The organism is Stenotrophomonas sp. TWI602, from assembly GCF_039674045.1.
Taxonomy (GTDB): Bacteria; Pseudomonadota; Gammaproteobacteria; order Xanthomonadales; family Xanthomonadaceae; genus Stenotrophomonas.
Genome location: NZ_JBDJMT010000014.1, coordinates 63,163 through 78,915 on the forward strand (window position 1 = coordinate 63,163; position 15,753 = coordinate 78,915).

Annotated in this window: 12 protein-coding genes and 1 tRNA gene; 2 read left to right on the plus strand and 11 right to left on the minus strand. The window is 64.4% G+C overall.

The features are described from left to right. The first annotated feature begins 38 nt into the window (after positions 1-38). Entirely contained in the window at positions 39-575 is a 537-nt protein-coding gene (locus ABE483_RS13635; RefSeq protein ID WP_346481864.1) for a GspH/FimT family pseudopilin, read from the plus strand. 69 nt (positions 576-644) lie between these two features. Here the strand turns inward: ABE483_RS13635 and ABE483_RS13640 are convergent. The 11 genes from ABE483_RS13640 to grxD all read right to left on the minus strand — a co-directional run bounded on the left by ABE483_RS13640 (position 645) and on the right by grxD (position 14,921). Continuing rightward, a tRNA-Asn gene (locus ABE483_RS13640) sits at positions 645-721 on the minus strand. A gap of 70 nt (positions 722-791) precedes the next feature. Then, on the minus strand, positions 792-1,208 hold the full coding sequence (locus ABE483_RS13645; RefSeq protein ID WP_313217820.1) for a type IV pilin protein: 417 nt from the start codon (positions 1,206-1,208) through the stop codon (positions 792-794). Between the two features lie 23 nt (positions 1,209-1,231). Then, positions 1,232-5,815: a PilC/PilY family type IV pilus protein gene (locus ABE483_RS13650; RefSeq protein WP_346481865.1), complete on the minus strand. Its 4,584-nt coding sequence runs from the start codon at positions 5,813-5,815 to the stop codon at positions 1,232-1,234. Next, entirely contained in the window at positions 5,812-6,294 is a 483-nt protein-coding gene (locus ABE483_RS13655; RefSeq protein WP_121041674.1) for a PilX N-terminal domain-containing pilus assembly protein, read from the minus strand. Before ABE483_RS13655 ends, ABE483_RS13650 begins: the two co-directional genes overlap by 4 nt. A gap of 7 nt (positions 6,295-6,301) precedes the next feature. Continuing rightward, entirely contained in the window at positions 6,302-7,483 is a 1,182-nt protein-coding gene (locus ABE483_RS13660; protein ID WP_346481866.1) for a PilW family protein, read from the minus strand. Between the two features lie 8 nt (positions 7,484-7,491). Then, the gene (gene pilV / locus ABE483_RS13665) at positions 7,492-7,956 is read right to left on the minus strand and encodes a type IV pilus modification protein PilV (protein ID WP_313217815.1); all 465 of its coding nucleotides are present in this window, start codon (positions 7,954-7,956) and stop codon (positions 7,492-7,494) included. Beyond that, the gene (locus ABE483_RS13670) at positions 7,953-8,468 is read right to left on the minus strand and encodes a Tfp pilus assembly protein FimT/FimU (RefSeq protein WP_346463752.1); all 516 of its coding nucleotides are present in this window, start codon (positions 8,466-8,468) and stop codon (positions 7,953-7,955) included. The genes pilV and ABE483_RS13670 overlap by 4 nt, the downstream gene beginning before the upstream one ends. A 162-nt stretch (positions 8,469-8,630) precedes the next feature. Continuing rightward, positions 8,631-10,019, minus strand: a complete 1,389-nt coding sequence (gene ppnN / locus ABE483_RS13675) for a nucleotide 5'-monophosphate nucleosidase PpnN (protein WP_121042205.1) — start codon at positions 10,017-10,019, stop codon at positions 8,631-8,633. 298 nt (positions 10,020-10,317) lie between these two features. Then, positions 10,318-13,500 (minus strand): TonB-dependent receptor, encoded by a 3,183-nt coding sequence (locus ABE483_RS13680; RefSeq protein WP_346465468.1) that lies wholly within the window; start codon positions 13,498-13,500, stop codon positions 10,318-10,320. A gap of 363 nt (positions 13,501-13,863) precedes the next feature. Continuing rightward, positions 13,864-14,604 (minus strand): SDR family NAD(P)-dependent oxidoreductase, encoded by a 741-nt coding sequence (locus ABE483_RS13685; protein WP_346481867.1) that lies wholly within the window; start codon positions 14,602-14,604, stop codon positions 13,864-13,866. Next, positions 14,601-14,921, minus strand: a complete 321-nt coding sequence (grxD, locus tag ABE483_RS13690; protein WP_019186185.1) for a Grx4 family monothiol glutaredoxin — start codon at positions 14,919-14,921, stop codon at positions 14,601-14,603. Before grxD ends, ABE483_RS13685 begins: the two co-directional genes overlap by 4 nt. A gap of 162 nt (positions 14,922-15,083) precedes the next feature. Between grxD and ABE483_RS13695 the strand changes: the two genes are divergently transcribed. After that, positions 15,084-15,665, plus strand: coding sequence for a Fe-Mn family superoxide dismutase (locus ABE483_RS13695; protein WP_313211241.1), 582 nt, complete (start codon positions 15,084-15,086; stop codon positions 15,663-15,665). Positions 15,666-15,753: the final 88 nt, after the last annotated feature.

Here is a 15,753-nt window from a genome sequence, read left to right on the forward strand (position 1 = left end):
CGCCAGAGTGAAGGTTGCACGCACCCCGGACCGTCGCCGTGGAACATGCCCGCCCCCTGCCCTGCCCGGCCAACTGCGCCGGCGTGACGCTGATCCAGTCGCTGATCGCGATGGCGGTCCTGGCCATCCTCACCGGCATGGCCCTGCCGGCCATGCAGCAGACCCGGGATCGCCTGCAGGCCGACAGCCTGCGCATGCAGCTGGCCTCCGCGTTGGCGACCGCGCGCAACACGGCGATCACCGAACGGCGCCCGATCGCGGTCTGCCCCACTGACGATGGCGTGACGTGCGGCCGGGACTGGGCCCGGGGCTGGATGCTCTATGCCCCCGCAACGCCTTCCTCGGGCGAGGCGCGTTCCGCAGGCCCCCTGCTGGTGCAGCAGCACGCCCGCTCCAGGCTGAGCGCCTGGGGCAGCCAGGCCAAGCCGCGCCTCCAGTTCCGGCCGGATGGGCGGCTCAATGGCAGCAACCAGTCGGTCATCTTCTGCCTGGACGGCGCCTCCCCGGGCAAGGTGGTGGTCAGCCTTTCAGGCCGCATCCGCAGCGAGCGCCCGCGGCGCCCCGTGGCCTGCTGAGCCCGTCATCGCCCGCCGGGCGGAAACACAAAAAGCAAAAGCCGCGATTGCTCGCGGCTTTTGCAGATCTGGCGCCCGAAGTTGGACTCGAACCAACGACCCCCTGATTAACAGTCAAGTGCTCTAACCGGCTGAGCTATTCGGGCGGGGTGCGCATTCTAGCCAGCATCGGCAGGGGGATGCAAGCACTCCGGTACAACCGGCGATAGGGCAACGTTACCAGCAGCCGGAGACGGTCTTCTCGGTGGGCTTCTTGCGCCCTGCCTGATCCAGCGCCAACGTGCCGCACGTGTCCTTGGCCTGGCTTCCGCCGGCCACCGGGACGGCCTGGATACCGAACGTACTCGCCGTCGGGTCCTTGTCGAAAGACAGGGTGTAATGTGCGGTGCCATCGCGCGGTGACTGGGTGAACTGCAGCGTGGCGGTGGCGTACGTGTTCTGGACCGTGTGGTAACGCTCCAGATTCTGGGCCAGTTCAACCAGATCGGCCTTGGCCTGGGCGCGCCGGGATTTCCGCACGGAGTCCTGGTAGGCCGGCATGGCGATGGTGGCAAGGATGGCCACCACGGCCACCGTGATCATCAGCTCGATCAGGGTGAAACCGGCGACCCGGCGGCGCAAAGCGGTCTGCATGGGGGCTCTCGTCATGAAGGTCATCAGCGCACCTGCCGCCAGGACTGGCGTCCGCAGGGGCGCGGCATGTACAGCGGATCCGCACCCGGTGCACGCAGCACGAAGGTGCACTGGTTGGCCTTGATCAACTCATCCACCGTGCAGGTGGCCTTGGTCGGGTCGCACGGGGTCAACTTGGGCACGAAGATGTTGCTGTCCTTCACCGGTGGGCCGCTATTGGTGGCCCCGCCCTTGGTCAGCGCGATGCCGCCGCAGTTGCCTGTGCACAGCGAATCGCCCCCGATGTCCAGACTGAGGCCTGTCATCGATCCAGCGCCGGTGAGCAGATCCAGCGAGTACATCCAGTTGGTGCCGCCACCGCCGCCGCAGACTGCCTGCCCCGGCTCGTAGGTGGTGAATACCACCTTGCGGTCCTGGATGGTCGGATAGCCAACGAAGCGCTCACCGGCCACCACGTCGCCGACGATCAGGTCGGTATACCAGCCGCGCTGGCTCACATAATTGACGGCGTTGCTGCTGACATCCCGCAGCGAGTACCCCCCGCTTCCGGCACGCGAGGTGATCTGCTGCGAGATCAGATCACCGCGCCCGCCAATCGTCGAGCTCATGTTGTCCCAGACGCCGTACAGCGATTGCACCGGCGAAGACGAACTCACGGAATTGTCGTCATTGGTGAAGTACTGACCGGTGCCGAACACGATGTTGTAGCCACGCCCGGCCGCCTTGGAGACCTCCAGCCCCCCCATGATCGGCTGGGCGACACTGTTGCGGCTGGCGGTGAACAGCGGCGCGCCACTGTAGGCCACGGCCCACTTGCTGGGATCTGGATCGCGGAGGTCGAACTTCCACAGGTTGCCCTGCATGTCACCGCCATAGACGGTGTCGGCGATCCCGTTGTTGTTGTAGGCGGCCACCGGGGCGACGTTGATCAGGCCGTTGCGCAGCGCATAGCCGCTGCCGCTGGGCGACAGCCGCTTGAGCACGTGCCCGGTCTGGATATCCACCACGAACAGCACCGGCTTGCCACTGGATGCATTCACGCCGTTGCCGAAGATCGCCACGAACCGCGGCGCGCTGTCGGCCGTACTGCCGGAGACCGGGACGATCACCGGCTTGCCCAGCGCGAAGCCCATGTCCGAATCGGTCTTGCCCGAGACTTCCCACAGCACGTCATCCTTGGTGAAAGCCCCCGGATTGCTGATGTTCAAGCCGAACACCGCGCCGTTGCCGACAGCCTCTGCATTGGGCGCGCGGGTGGCGCCACCGGCACCGGTCGAGCCGACCAGCACGGTATGCCAGGCATCGCCGTAATAGACATCCGACGAGGTCAGCGCGCCATCCACGTAGTACCGATGCGAATAGGTCGGATTGGCCAGCTCGGCCATGTGTTGCAGCGATGCGGACGGAATGAACGCGAAGAGTTCATTACCCGCCGTTGTGCCGGTGGAGGCGTCGAAGGCGTGCAGCATGCCGTCGTTCGCGCCGACATACACCATGGTGCTTCGGCTCTTCTTCGCGGTCAGGTAGTCGTTGTATCGGGTCGCCAGCGTCGCTTTCCAGGTGGGCGTGGAGCCCCACGCGCCATAGCCGTAGTTGTCGGCCGTGGACACGATCTCGGTGGTGGAGTTGACGATATCGCCAAGAATCGAGCCACGCGAGCGGAAGCCGCTGATGGCCGAGCCTTTCAGGTAATTCACCAGATCGGCCACGCTGTGCGAGCCGAACCAGTCGGGAATCGAGCTGCTGAAACCCATGTTGGCCAACTGGGCCTTGCGGTCAGCACCCGGGACATCGTTTGCTTCGAACGGTGCGGCCGCCACCGGCACCAGCGCCCCGCTCCCATTGACCGTGGTCGGCGAGGTTGCCATGACGATGGTGCGGCCACTGGAACTCATCTTGGTCGAAGCGCGCCACAGCTCAATGTCATCGGTACCCGTGTCGGACACCTTGCTGGCAACGACATCCCCCACCCAGTCATTCGTTCCGGAGGCGACTTTGTAACTGGCCGAGACCGTGAACGAGCCCGCATTGATACGCGCACCGGACCCGCCGCCAGCCACTGGCGCGTCCCCCTCGGCTGCACTCTCGAAGATCGCCTCCAGGGCAGCCTTGAGCGCGGCCGGGTTACGTGCCAGGAAGTAGTTGTCCGGCGTGCCCGGCACCTTGGTGTCCCACTTGCCACTCGGGACACCGTACTTGGCGGCGTACCAGAGCGGACTCTGCAACTGGTTGGCCTGGGATCCGCTGAGCTTGTAGCGCACCACCGAAGGCTTGGTCCAGTTATTCGGCGGATTCTCGGTGGAGCTGAGCACCGAGCCATTGCTGTTGCCAGGACGCAGCAGCAGACGCTGCACGTTGTTGGCCGCATTGGAGCCAACGATGGTATAGCCGGTCAGCATCGCATTGCCTGCATACGCCGACAGATTCTCAAGGCGCACCAGCACCTCGTCTTCGCCGATGGTCGCACTCAACAGTTCGTTGGAGCACACGGTATTGTTCGGCGAACGCCAGCACATGTCCGCGATGCCCGCCTTGTCGCCACAGGCTGCGCCGACGCAGTAACTCATCATGGTCACAACGTCGTTGTCATGGTCGTTGCCCCAGAGCGAATCCTCCCAGACCAGCGAGAAACTGCCGGACTTTCCGTCGGCACGGTACGGGCGCCCGTAGACGCGTTTGGGCCCGACCGCCGCCTCTTTGGTCCCGATGCCCACCGAGCCCAGGAAGCAACTGCGCCAGCCATTGCTGTTGAAACCTGCGCTACCCTCGTTGTTGGCCTGGCAAAGAGGAGACAGCGAAATCGTGCCGCCTGCGACGCTGATGTCGAACTTGGGCAGGTTCTCGGACATGGCCACCGTATACGTGGTCGCCGTGACCTTGTAATCGCCCGGCTTTCCTGCCAGGCCCGGCCGCAGGTCCGTCTCGGCGGCCGCCTTGGCCAGGCCCGCGATCAGATAGCTGCCTTCGGTGGACGGAATGTCCGGGCAGATACCGCGGACCAGGCTGAGCTGGTTCACCTCCAGCGCCTGGCAGATATCCTCGTGCGTATTGATCGATGCGTAACGCGGGGTTGCGGTGACGCGACCGGCCAGGTAGCGCTTGCCATTGATGCCTTCAGCGGCGCCAAGCGCATCCGTGGCGGACTCCGCCGAGGCAAGATGCGGGACCGAGCCGACGTTGTCGCTGTCAAAGGACGGCAGACCCGAAGACATCACCAGGATGTTGCAGGTCGCGCAGTACGAATTTCCGCCCTGCGCAGGGCTCCGATAGGGATCTTTCCACTCCACACCGACGGGCAGTCCGGACAGATCGCCGGTGTCGTCATACACCTTCGTGCCGGCACCGACGTAGCGCAGTGCCTCGGCATACATCTCGGCCAGCGGATTGCCCCACGCACTGCACTTCTTGGCCTTGTCACCCGACGTGCCCGGGTCCAGCAGGTTGCCGCGATCACCAAAACCCTGGCGATTGAGGATGCTGTAGTCGTTGCAGTCGTTCCAGTTGTTGCTCCAGTTCCACTGATCGATGCGGAAGTTGGACATCGTGTTGATGATGCCCTCCGTCCCGCTATTGCGCGCCAGACAGAACTGCCCGGTGGCCAGGTTGATCTCATCGCCGGCATCACACAGCTTGCTGCCGTTGCCGGCGATCTTGCCGATGTTCCTGCGCAGGACCCCGCCATCGCGCGGGTGGGAATAGGTGCCGCTCACCAGGCCGAAACGCAAGCGCCCGCTTTCACCGTAGGCCTGCAGCAGGCCGCTGGGCTTATAGTGATCCTTGGTGCCATCGTTGTACTTGCGGCAGAAGCTCTCGCGATGCGCATCATTGGCGGGGTCACAAACTTCCACCCGGACGTCGTAGTCGGTCGTCGCCTTGGGCGTATCCGCTCCACCCTCGCCGGTGCGGTTGACGCCACACTGATACGAAGCCGTGGACGCCCACTCGGACCAGTTGCCACCGGCCACCCGCATCAACGGCGCGCCGTTGGCACTGATGCTTGCGTTGCAGAAGGATGTGGTCGAGGTCAATGGCGTGAAGCTGTTGATATCGGCGCCGGCATATACCTTGACCCAGGCATGCAGGTCGCTGGGAATCTGCGCGCGCTCCAGGACCGTCTTGGCCGCATCATCGGTGGAGCGTTGGCCGCCGTAGAGGACGTAGCGCATCACGTCCAGCCGGCTCATGGTCACCCAGTTGAGGAAGTTGCCCGACCAGCCCGTGCCACCACAGCTGTGCCCGTTGGTGCCGGTCGCCGGACCTGATGCCTTGAAGTGATTGCTGGTGTAGCTGTAGCAGAGTTTTGAATCGAAATAGCCTTCGTACGGGAACTTGTCCTGGTACGTGGTATCGATGATCTTGTCGTCGTCCAGATCGCTGTAATCGCTGTAGGCCTTGTTGAACAGCTGCTCATCGCGCGACATCACCATCATCATCAGCGGCGGCTGGCTCTGCTTGGTATACAGCGGCTCCTGCGCGATGTCGTAGTCGCCCAGCGCGGCGCGCAGCGGCACGACGCGGCTGAGCAGGAAGCCCACCACGATGACAAGGACGCCAATGCGCAGCCAGTTGATCGTGCGCTTGCTGAAATGGAAGCGATCAGAGGTCATGGGATATAGATCGTGTCGACGACCGCACTGGCCGAGGGATTGGTCGGTTCGTCACTGGCCAGTGCAGTGATCTGATAGATGTTGCCGGTCTCTTCGTTCTGGCGCTCACCCACGCGCGCACTGGAGGCGGCGAAGCACTTGTCCAGGCGCCGGGTATAGCTCGCCTTGGCGTCAGAGGTGCCGTCGGCCCAGGTCAGGGGATCGAAGATCGGGCTGCACTCTTCCTGCTTTGCCGTGTAGGTGCCGCCGGCCGCCAGGTCGGTATCGATGGTGTTCTCCAGCGTGCGTGCATCCGCCTCGGCATTCTGGAAGGCCAGGTTGGTGCGCAGGTAGTTGGCCGCCATGCGCTCCTGCATGCCGGTCACCTGCATGCCTGCTACGCCGAGAAGCGCAAGCAGGATCAATATGATGAGGGCGACATACAGCACGGCACCGTTCTGGCGGCGCGGTGCGACAAAGGGTTTTGGACGCGATGCCATGGAAGCCTCAGTTGCCATAAAGGCGATTACGTACGGCGATCGTGGTTTGGTAGACCGTCCGGAAACGACCGTCCGTCGGCGCGGTGAAGGTGACGCCCATGGCCGTCAACGCCGCATCCGCGTTGGCCTGCGCTGCGGCTGACGGATCCGGGCTTTCCAGCACCAGGCCCAATTGCACCGCCCCGACCCGACGCCACGCATCGGCGGCCGGCGTGATCGAGGCCTCCACGTCGGCAGCGGTTCCCTGCCGATCGATGTAGCCGGTGGGCGGCGAGGCGGCGCTGAGCGAGCGATCCTGCCCATACAGCAGCTGCATGTTGCGGACCCCCTCGACCAGTGCTTCCGGCGCAACCGCGACCAGGGCTTCACCGGGTTTGGCCGAGAAACGCACGCGATAGAGCGAACTCTGCTTGGTGGTGGCGTCGTAGCCGATGTAATAGACCACACTCTCCGCGCGATACAGCATGGCCTGGCCCGGCGTATAGAGGCTGGTGAAGCTGCCGGTGTTGTTCGGCGCGGACTCGAATGTCACGGTACCGGCAGACCCACTCACCTCGCTTGCCTGGAACATGGTGGCGGTCAGGCAGTCGGCGACACCAAACAGGCCCGGCGCTTCCACACCACTTTGGAGAACGGCCCAACGGCTGCTGTCGAAATTGAACACCGGTTTATCGTCCGTGCCCCCCACCAAGGTGACCGGGACACCATCGGGCACCAGAAACCGCAGTGCGACGATGTCGCTGCCGTCCACCCGATTGGTCAACGCTTCGGCGTATTCCGTCGGCAGCGCCGGGGTGTACTCGATGCCGCCGGTCGACGGTGTGGCACTCAGGGTCAACGGCTTGCCAGGCTCGGTGTCGGCGGCCTCGAAGCCCTGGATGGACTGCATGAAATCCAGCGCCGGGTGGCCGCCGGCATCGAACGTTGTATGCATCGAGCCAGGGCTCTGCACATTGTGACTCTGGTCGTTGACGCAACCGAAGTGGCCAGCCATGCGCAGATCACGCTGCAGGTAGTCCATCGCGAAGCGGCCATTCTCCTGCACGCGCGCCAGCCCCTCCGAGAGGCGTGAGGCCGTGCGCGAAGCGGCGAACACCTGCATCAGGCCCAACAGCAGGACCAGGCCGATGACCATGGCGATCATCAACTCGATCAGCGAAAGACCGCGCGCGCGTTCACGGGGTGACATGGCGCGCATCACAGCTGCGTCCTCGCCGCAAAGGTGGTGTCCGCCGCGTCCAGCCAGCGCTCGTCTCCCCAGCTCACGCTGACCGTCACTTCATCGCCGCTGCGGGTCACCTTGGCACTGGCTTCATCGCCCAGGGCCTTGCCCAGCCGGCAGCGCCAGTCCGTCATGTACTGATCCTTGGTGATCTTGGCGCCGATCGGCGATGTGCAATCGGCCGCCTTGGTGGTCGCCGCGTAACTGCCTACGTAGGTCGTCGCGGCGACGCGGTTGATCCGGATCTGGTCCAGCAGCTCGTAGCTGAGGTTGGTCGCCTGGGTGCGGAAATTCGCGCTCTGCACGAACCGCACGTTCATCGTCTGCAACAGCGCGAAACCAAGCAGGCCGATGCTCATTACCACGATCGCGATCAGCACCTCGATCATGGTGAAGCCGCCCTGCCCTGCGCGCCGCGCGCCAAGATGTCTTGCCGTCACTTGCAGCTCTCCCGTTCCACACGTACCTGCCCAACGGCCGACAGCCGCAGCGTGCGCTGCAGCGGCAGGTCCCCGCACTCGTCGGGCTTGAGGGTGATGTCCAGCGCCGATGCGGCGCGATTGCGACCCCGGCCGTCGAAGGCCAGCGTCAGGTTGTCCTGGCTGCCCAGCATCTTGGTCGAGCCGGCCGAGTACCGCAGCACCGGCTCGCCGGAATCGAAGCTGCCACTGCCGTCGGCATCGGACCAGACCATCCAGCCGTCGCCCCAGGTATCGCCGTTGCAGCTGGTGCCATCGGATGAGGCGCATACCCCGGCCCCACGGGTGTTCTTCAGCGCTTCGCTGCGCGCCAGCGCCAATGAAGCCATCAGCTCGTTGGTGGTGGTGGCCGCCCGGTTCGAGCGCAGCACGCCCTGGAAGCTCGGAAACGCAATCACTGCCAGGATGGCAAGCACCGCGATGGTGACCATCAACTCGATCAGTGTGAAGCCGTTGGACCGGCGCAAAGACATGAAACGCTCCCCAGCGTTGATGACACAGAAGATGAACGTCCCGCCGCCGATCAGCAAGGGGCGGCAGGACGAACGGTCGCCCGGAGGCGACAGGCGTCAATCAGTTGACGCAGATCCAGGCCGACGGCAGGCCCCCTGCCCGCCGCTGGCCCGGCCAGGGCCTCAGGCCATGACCTTGTAGCAGGGCTGGTACTCGCCCGAGATCTTCATGCGGCGCTGCTCGACGAAGGCGCGCAGCAGCTCATCCAGCGCCTGCATCATGTCCGCATCGCCATGGATCTCGAAGGGACCGAACTGCTCGATGCGGCGCATGCCGTCTTCCTTCACGTTGCCGGCCACGATGCCGGAGAACGCGCGACGCAGGTCGGCGGCCAGGGCATGCGGCGGGCGGCCGTGGTGCAGGTCCAGCGCGGCCATCGCCTCGTGGGTCGGCACGAACGGCTGCTGGTACTCCCACGGAATCTCGATCGACCAGTTGAAGAAGAACGAGTCCTTCTGCGCCAGGCGATGTTCGCGCACGCGCTTGATGCCCTGGGCCATCTTGCGGGCGACGTTGACCGGGTCGCCGATGATGATCTCGTAGCGGCTGGCGGCTTCCTCACCCAGGGTGAGGCGGATGAAGCGGTCGATCTGCTCGAAGTACGGCGCGGCCACGGTCGGGCCGGTCAGGATCAGCGGGAACGGCAGGTCCTTGTTCTCGTCGCGCAGCAGGATGCCCAGCAGATACAGGATCTCCTCCGCGGTGCCGACACCACCGGCGAACACGATGATGCCGTGGCCGATGCGCACGAACGCTTCGAGACGCTTCTCGATGTCCGGCATGATCACCAGGTGGTTCACGATCGGGTTCGGCGACTCGGCGGCGATGATGCCCGGCTCGGTCAGGCCGATATAGCGCGTGGTGGTCTTGCGCTGCTTGGCATGGGCGATGGTGGCGCCCTTCATCGGGCCCTTCATCGCGCCCGGGCCGCAGCCGGTGCAGATGTCCAGCCCGCGCAGGCCCAGCTCGTAGCCGACCTGCTTGGTGTACAGATACTCATCGCGACCGATCGAGTGGCCGCCCCAGCAGACCACCAGGTTCGGGTCGCCCGGGTTGAGGATGCGCGCGTTGCGCAGCAGCCCGAACACCGCGTTGGTGATGCCTTCCGAAGATTCCAGCTCCGCCGCGTACGCCGGGCCCATCTCGATGGCCATGTAGGCCAGATCGCGCACCACCGCGAACAGCAGCTCGGCCACGCCGCGGATGATCTCGCCATCCACGAAGGCCATCGCCGGCGCGTTGACCAGATCGATGCGCACGCCGCGGTCCTGCTGTGCCACCTGGATATCGAAATCGGGATACAGATCGCGCGCCGCGCGCGGATCGTCCGAGGCGCTGCCGCTGGTCAGCACGGCCAGCGCGCAGCGGCGCAGCAGTTCGTGCATACCACCACCGGAGGCATCGCGCAGGCGCGCAACTTCCGCGCGCGACAACACATCCAGCCCACCGCGCGGGTAGATCCGCGCGTCCTGCACCGGCAGCGTCCGCGCCGGCTTTTCGTTGATCGTCATGTCCATCTTTTTCGCTTTCCTCAAGGTTACCGACTGTACCGCTGCCCCCTTAAAAAGCAAAACGGCCGGGAAACCCGACCGTTGGATGTGTCCTGACCGCGACAGGGGCGCTGGGCCGTCGCAATTGCGCTGATTTCCGCGCAACCAATTGAATATACAGGCATGCACTGCCCAGCACAACACTCATTGGAGCAGACGATGGAGACCGAGGCGTATCCAGCCGCCCCTCCCTCCTACAGACAAAAAAAGCGACCGGGTTACCCCGGCCGCTTTTCAATCATCCACTATGTCCGACGCATCAGAACTTGTAGCGGAAACCAAGCTGCAGCGACCACTGCGACACACCGGTGTTGAAACCGTCCGCATCCGCGTTGGCGAAGGCGCTGTCGGTCACGGTGGCGCTCTGGCTGCCCTGACGCTCCGCACGGAACTCGTACAGGTACTTGCCAGTGGTCGGGTCGATGCCGCGGAAGTTGGCGATACCCTGGTCAGCATAGAAGCCGAAGTCGTCGATGCGACCCCACTTCTTGTTGAGCAGGTTGCCCACGTTCTGGATATCGAGCCAGATTTCGGACTTGTGACCCTTCATGAAGCCCGGCAACTGCTGGGTGATACGCACGTCAAAGGTGTTGACCCAACCGGCGCGAGCCGAGTTCTGCGGGGTCACCTGGCCGGCGTAACGGTTCAGCTGTGCGTTGTTCTCCATCCATGCGAAGAAGGCTTCTTCCATGGCGGCACCACCGGTGAACAGCACGTCGCCACGGCCCTTCGGCACATAGAACAGGTCGTTGTAGGTGCGGCCGTCGCCGTTCATGTCGTTGGAGTAGACGAAGCTGTACGGACGACCGGTACGGCCTTCGTAGAACATGCCCACCTGGGTTTCGTAGTCACCGAAGAACGCATGCTTCCAGTTCACCGAGCCGGAAACGCGGTTACGGATCTCGTAACGCGAGCGCGACAGCGCGTTCTCGTTGGCCTGGAAGATGTAGTTGTTGTTCCAGTTCGAGGTCGCCACCGAGGAGCTGTTGCTGGCAACTTCCTTCGCATCGGTGTAGGTGTAACCCAGGTTCCAAGCCCAGTCACTGTCCGGGCTGAACGGCTTGGCCAGCGACACGGTGAACTGCGCGGTGCGCCCCTTGTCGGTGTTGTCCAGCAGCACGGCATCGCTCACCCAGCTCGGAGTGGTCGACTTCGAGGTCGAGGCGTTGGCAACGTTGCCCCAGTAGAAGTTGCGACCGTCCGGACCGCCGGTGTAGCTCGGCTGCATCAGTTCCAGGCGCTTGAAGTACAGACCATCCTTGACCTTGGTCACCAGCAGCTCGGCCGATGCGACCAGACCGTTCCACGGCAGTTCGTGATCGAACGCCAGATTGGCCTTGTACACGGACGGGGTGCGGAAATCGTCGGAGACGAAGTTCACGACCTGCTGTGCCGGACGGTTGCGGTTGTTGTACGGGTAATCGGTGCCCTGGGTGAAGTTCACGCCGTTGTTGGCATAGATGTTGCCCAGCCACACCTGCGGCGCTTCACCACGGAAGAGGCCAACGCCACCACGCATCTGCGTCGGGCGATCGCTGTCGAAGGTGTAATTGAAGCCGACGCGCGGCTGTACCATGAAGCCGTTGTCGCCGATCGAACGGTTGTCGTAACCGAAGAACTCGCTGGCACGCTGGTTATAAGCCGTGTCCTTGTTGGTGTCGTACTTGTCCGCACGCACGCCCAGGGTCAGGGTCAGGTTGTTGTTGACGTACCACGTGTCCTGTACGAACAGGCCCAGAGTGGTGTAGTCGTAGTCGGCCGCAAGGCTCTCCACGCCACCATCCACCGGGTTACGCCAGGTGCTGACCACCGGCGTGTTGTTACGGAAGCCTTCGATACCGTTGTAGACCAGGTACCCATCGACGTTCGGCGCGTACAGGTTGTAGATTTCGTTCTTGCTGTAGTCCGCACCGAACTTCACGTCGTGGTCGCCCAGGGTGAGCGTGCCGGAGGCGAAGTAGTTCCAGGTCTTGGTGTACAGCTCGTTGTACTGGGTGTTGGCTTCGGTACCCAGGTACAGCGTCGGATTGGCGACCGACTCACGGTTCGAGTTCAGACCGCCGAAACCGATCAGGATCGCCGGAGTACCCGGAGCCGACGGAGTACGGATGGCCGAATAATCGCGGTAGCTGGCCTTGATTTCGGTCGAGAAGTTGTCGCTCCAGTCGCTGAACAGCTGGCCGACGTAGGACTCGATCTTCTTGTCGTGCTGGTACCAGTACGAGCTGATCGACGCGCCGGTGGTCTGGCCGTAGCCATTGATGCGCAGTTTGTCCTGCTCCAGCTTGCTGTAGCGGAAGCTCGCACGCTGATTGTCGGTGATGTTCCAGTCCAGCTTCAGCGCGTATTCTTCGAGGTTGGTGTCCGAAGCGGCGTCGTAGCTACCCGCCGACACGCCATAGCGTTCCTGGAAGATCTGCTGGGCCTGGGCGATCTGGGCATCGGTGATGGTACCGGCGCCGATGGCACTGCCGGCGATGTCGGCGCCCGGAGCGGACTGCTCGAACTTCTCATAGTTGGCGAAGAAGAACAGCTTGTCCTTCACCAGCGGGCCACCGAGAGTGAAGCCGTAGGTCTTCTCGTCTTCGAAACCGTTGAACTTGCCGCCACCCGGGTTGTCACCGAACCAGCTGCCGTCACGCATGTAGCCGTAGACCGAGCCGTGGAATTCATTGGTACCCGACTTGGTCACGGCATCGACCACAGCGCCGGTGGCGCCGGTGATGGTGATGTCGTAGCTGGACAGGTCGACGTTGATGGCTTCGATGGCTTCCATCGAAACCGGCTGGCGACGGGTCGGGAAGCTGTTGCCTTCCAGACCAAAGGTGTCGCTGGCGTTCACGCCATCGATACGGACGGCGTTGTAGCGCGGGTTCTGGCCGCCGGCGCTGATGCTGCCCGAAGCACGGTCAACGAAAGCGACACGCGGATCCAGGCGCATCATGTCCTGGATGTTGCCGCCGACGGACGGCATGGCTTCGATCGTTTCCTGGCTGATCGACGTGCCCGAGCCCATCTTGGTGGCGCTGAACACTTCCGACCCTGCGGCCACGGCAGTCACCTGCACGGCATCGAGGTTCGTCGCAGCGAGGTCGCCGGTCAGTGCCGCGTTGACGGTACCGATCTGGTTGACGCCGAGGTACACACCTTCTTCAGTGCGCGTGCCTTCACCCGGCTTGTTGATGGTGATGGTGTACGGACCACCCACGCGCAGGCCGCGCGCGTTGTAACGACCCGATGCATCGGTCGTGGCGCGGCTGACGGTGCCCGACTCGGTGTGCGTGATGGTGACTTCTGCACCGACGACAGGCGCGCCTGCAGCCGACGTGACCTGACCGCCGACACCGGAAGAGGTGCTCTGGGCGAAGGCGGGAGCGGCGGCAAGTGCAGCCACGAGACCAAGCGTCAGCTTGGACATCCGGAGACAACGGGAGTGGGTCATTGGGGAGTAGCCTCGATGCGAGATTGGCGATGGCGGAGAAAAAAACGCGCCCAAGCAGCCTTGCTGGCGGCTGACTGGACTTTTATCTGGGTTCCCTAGCCGCGAGCTGGTTTCAGCCGCAACGGTTAACACTAGATTAACACGATAGCCTCGGATTGTGACGGTTTGGCGACAAAACACACGCCATCACAACGGGATCGTGACGCTATCTTCACATCTGAGTGTGACCGGCTGAATGCGGGCCAGTGGGGCCCTCAGCTGTGTCGAGATGGGTGCCCGCAAGTTGGCCGGGGAGCCGGGGAGCCGGGGAGCCGGCCAGCGGCCGGCACTACCGTGAAAGAGGCGGTGACGCCTTTGCCGCTCTCAGGCCTCGAGGATCTGGCCGCGGTGGGCGGCGCCCGCAGCGGACAGCAGCAGGACCGCCGCGGCGGCGCACTCGGCCGGGTCACGGGCGGTGCGGTCTTCATCCAGGGAGAACGCACGGGCGCGCAGCGCCGTACGCATCGGGCCGGGTTGCAGGCCGCTGACCCGCACCGGGCTGCGGCCGAGTTCGTCATGCAGGGAAGCGATCAGGCCGCGCAGGCCGTGCTGGGCCGCGCCGTAGCCGCCCCAATAGGCCTGCCCTACCCGCGCCGGGTCATCCACGGTGAACACCAGCGCGGCATCGTCACTCTGGCGCAGCAGCGGCAGGCAGGCCTGGGCCAGCCAGGCCGGCGCGGTCAGGTTCACATGCACGGCGCGGGCAAAGGCGGCCGGGTCGGCCAGCTCGAACGGGGTCAGCCCGGCGAAATCAGCTGCGCAATAGAGAACACCATCCAGATGACCGAGCTCGGAGTGCAGGCGCTCGGCCAGGGTGGCGTAATCGTCCGGGGTGGCGCCTTCCAGATCCAGCGGATACAGCAACGGCTCGGGGCCGACCGCCTCGACGGCGGCGTAGACCCGGTCCAGGCGGCGCGGTTTGCGCCCCAGCAGGACCACGGTTGCCCCGGCCTGCGCGCAGGCGACAGCGGCCGCGCTACCAAAGCCTCCCCCGGCCCCGGCGATAAGAATGACGCGATCGGCGAGCGATCCGGTCCCGACCACCACGGACGGGACCGCACTCACGGCTGGGAAGCCTCTTCGACGATGCGCTTGAGCTCGCCGGATTCGAACAGCTCCAGCACGATGTCGCAGCCACCGATCAGCTCGCCGTGGATGAACAGCTGCGGGAATGTCGGCAGGTTGGAGAAGCGCGGCAGGTTGGCGCGGATCTCAGGTTCTTCCAGCACGTTGACCGTGCGCAGCGCGATCGCGCCGGCGGCCATCAACGCCTGGATGGCACGGCTGGAAAAGCCGCACATGGGATATTGCGGAGTGCCCTTCATGAACAACACGAGGGGGTAACGTTCGACTTCGGACTGGATCTGCTGCATCACCGCCACAACGACTCTCCCTCCAATGGGACAACCCGGCCTCACCGGTCGGATAGACTCCCCTGGCCGCCATTGTATGCCCTACCTTCGGGTGGTGGGCACCCTGCCATCCGCCACACTGATGACGATCCGCCATGGATCGGCGCTCTCCCTTCCCAATCTGTCGTGCCCATGCCCCTCGAACTGCCTCGCCTTCCCTACGACCGCGCCGCCCTTCAGCCTCACCTGTCGGCGGAGACGCTGGACCTGCACCACGGGCGCCACTTCCGTGGCTACCTGGATACGGTGAACGCACGTATTGAAGGCACGGAGCTGGCCGAGCTGCCGCTGGAGGAGATCGTCCGCCAGAGCCAGGGCAGCCTGTTCGATGCCGCGGCCCAGGCCTGGAACCACCAGTTCTATTTCCAGTGCCTGCACCCGCGCGCCGGTGGCGATCCGCAGGGCCGGCTGGGTGAACTGGTCACCCGTCATTTCGGGGATGCCAAGCGCCTGCGCGATACCTTCGACAGCGCCGCACTGCGTCTGTTCGGCTCGGGCTGGGTGTGGCTGGTACAGCACCCCAATGGCGCGCTGGCGATCCAGGTCACGCGCAACGCGGGCACGCCGCTGACCGGCGAGAGCACCCCGCTGCTGGCCTGCGATGTGTGGGAACACGCGTATTACACCGACTACCAGAATGAGCGCGCGCGCTATCTGGAGGCGTTCTGGAAACTGGTGAACTGGGACTTCGTCACCGCGCAACTGCGCGATTGAGGCCCGGTAGCGGCCGCCCGGTGGTGGTGGGGCCCAGGAATGGCCGGCCCAGGGCGGGCACCCACGCCGACAAACCCGCAGGGACTCG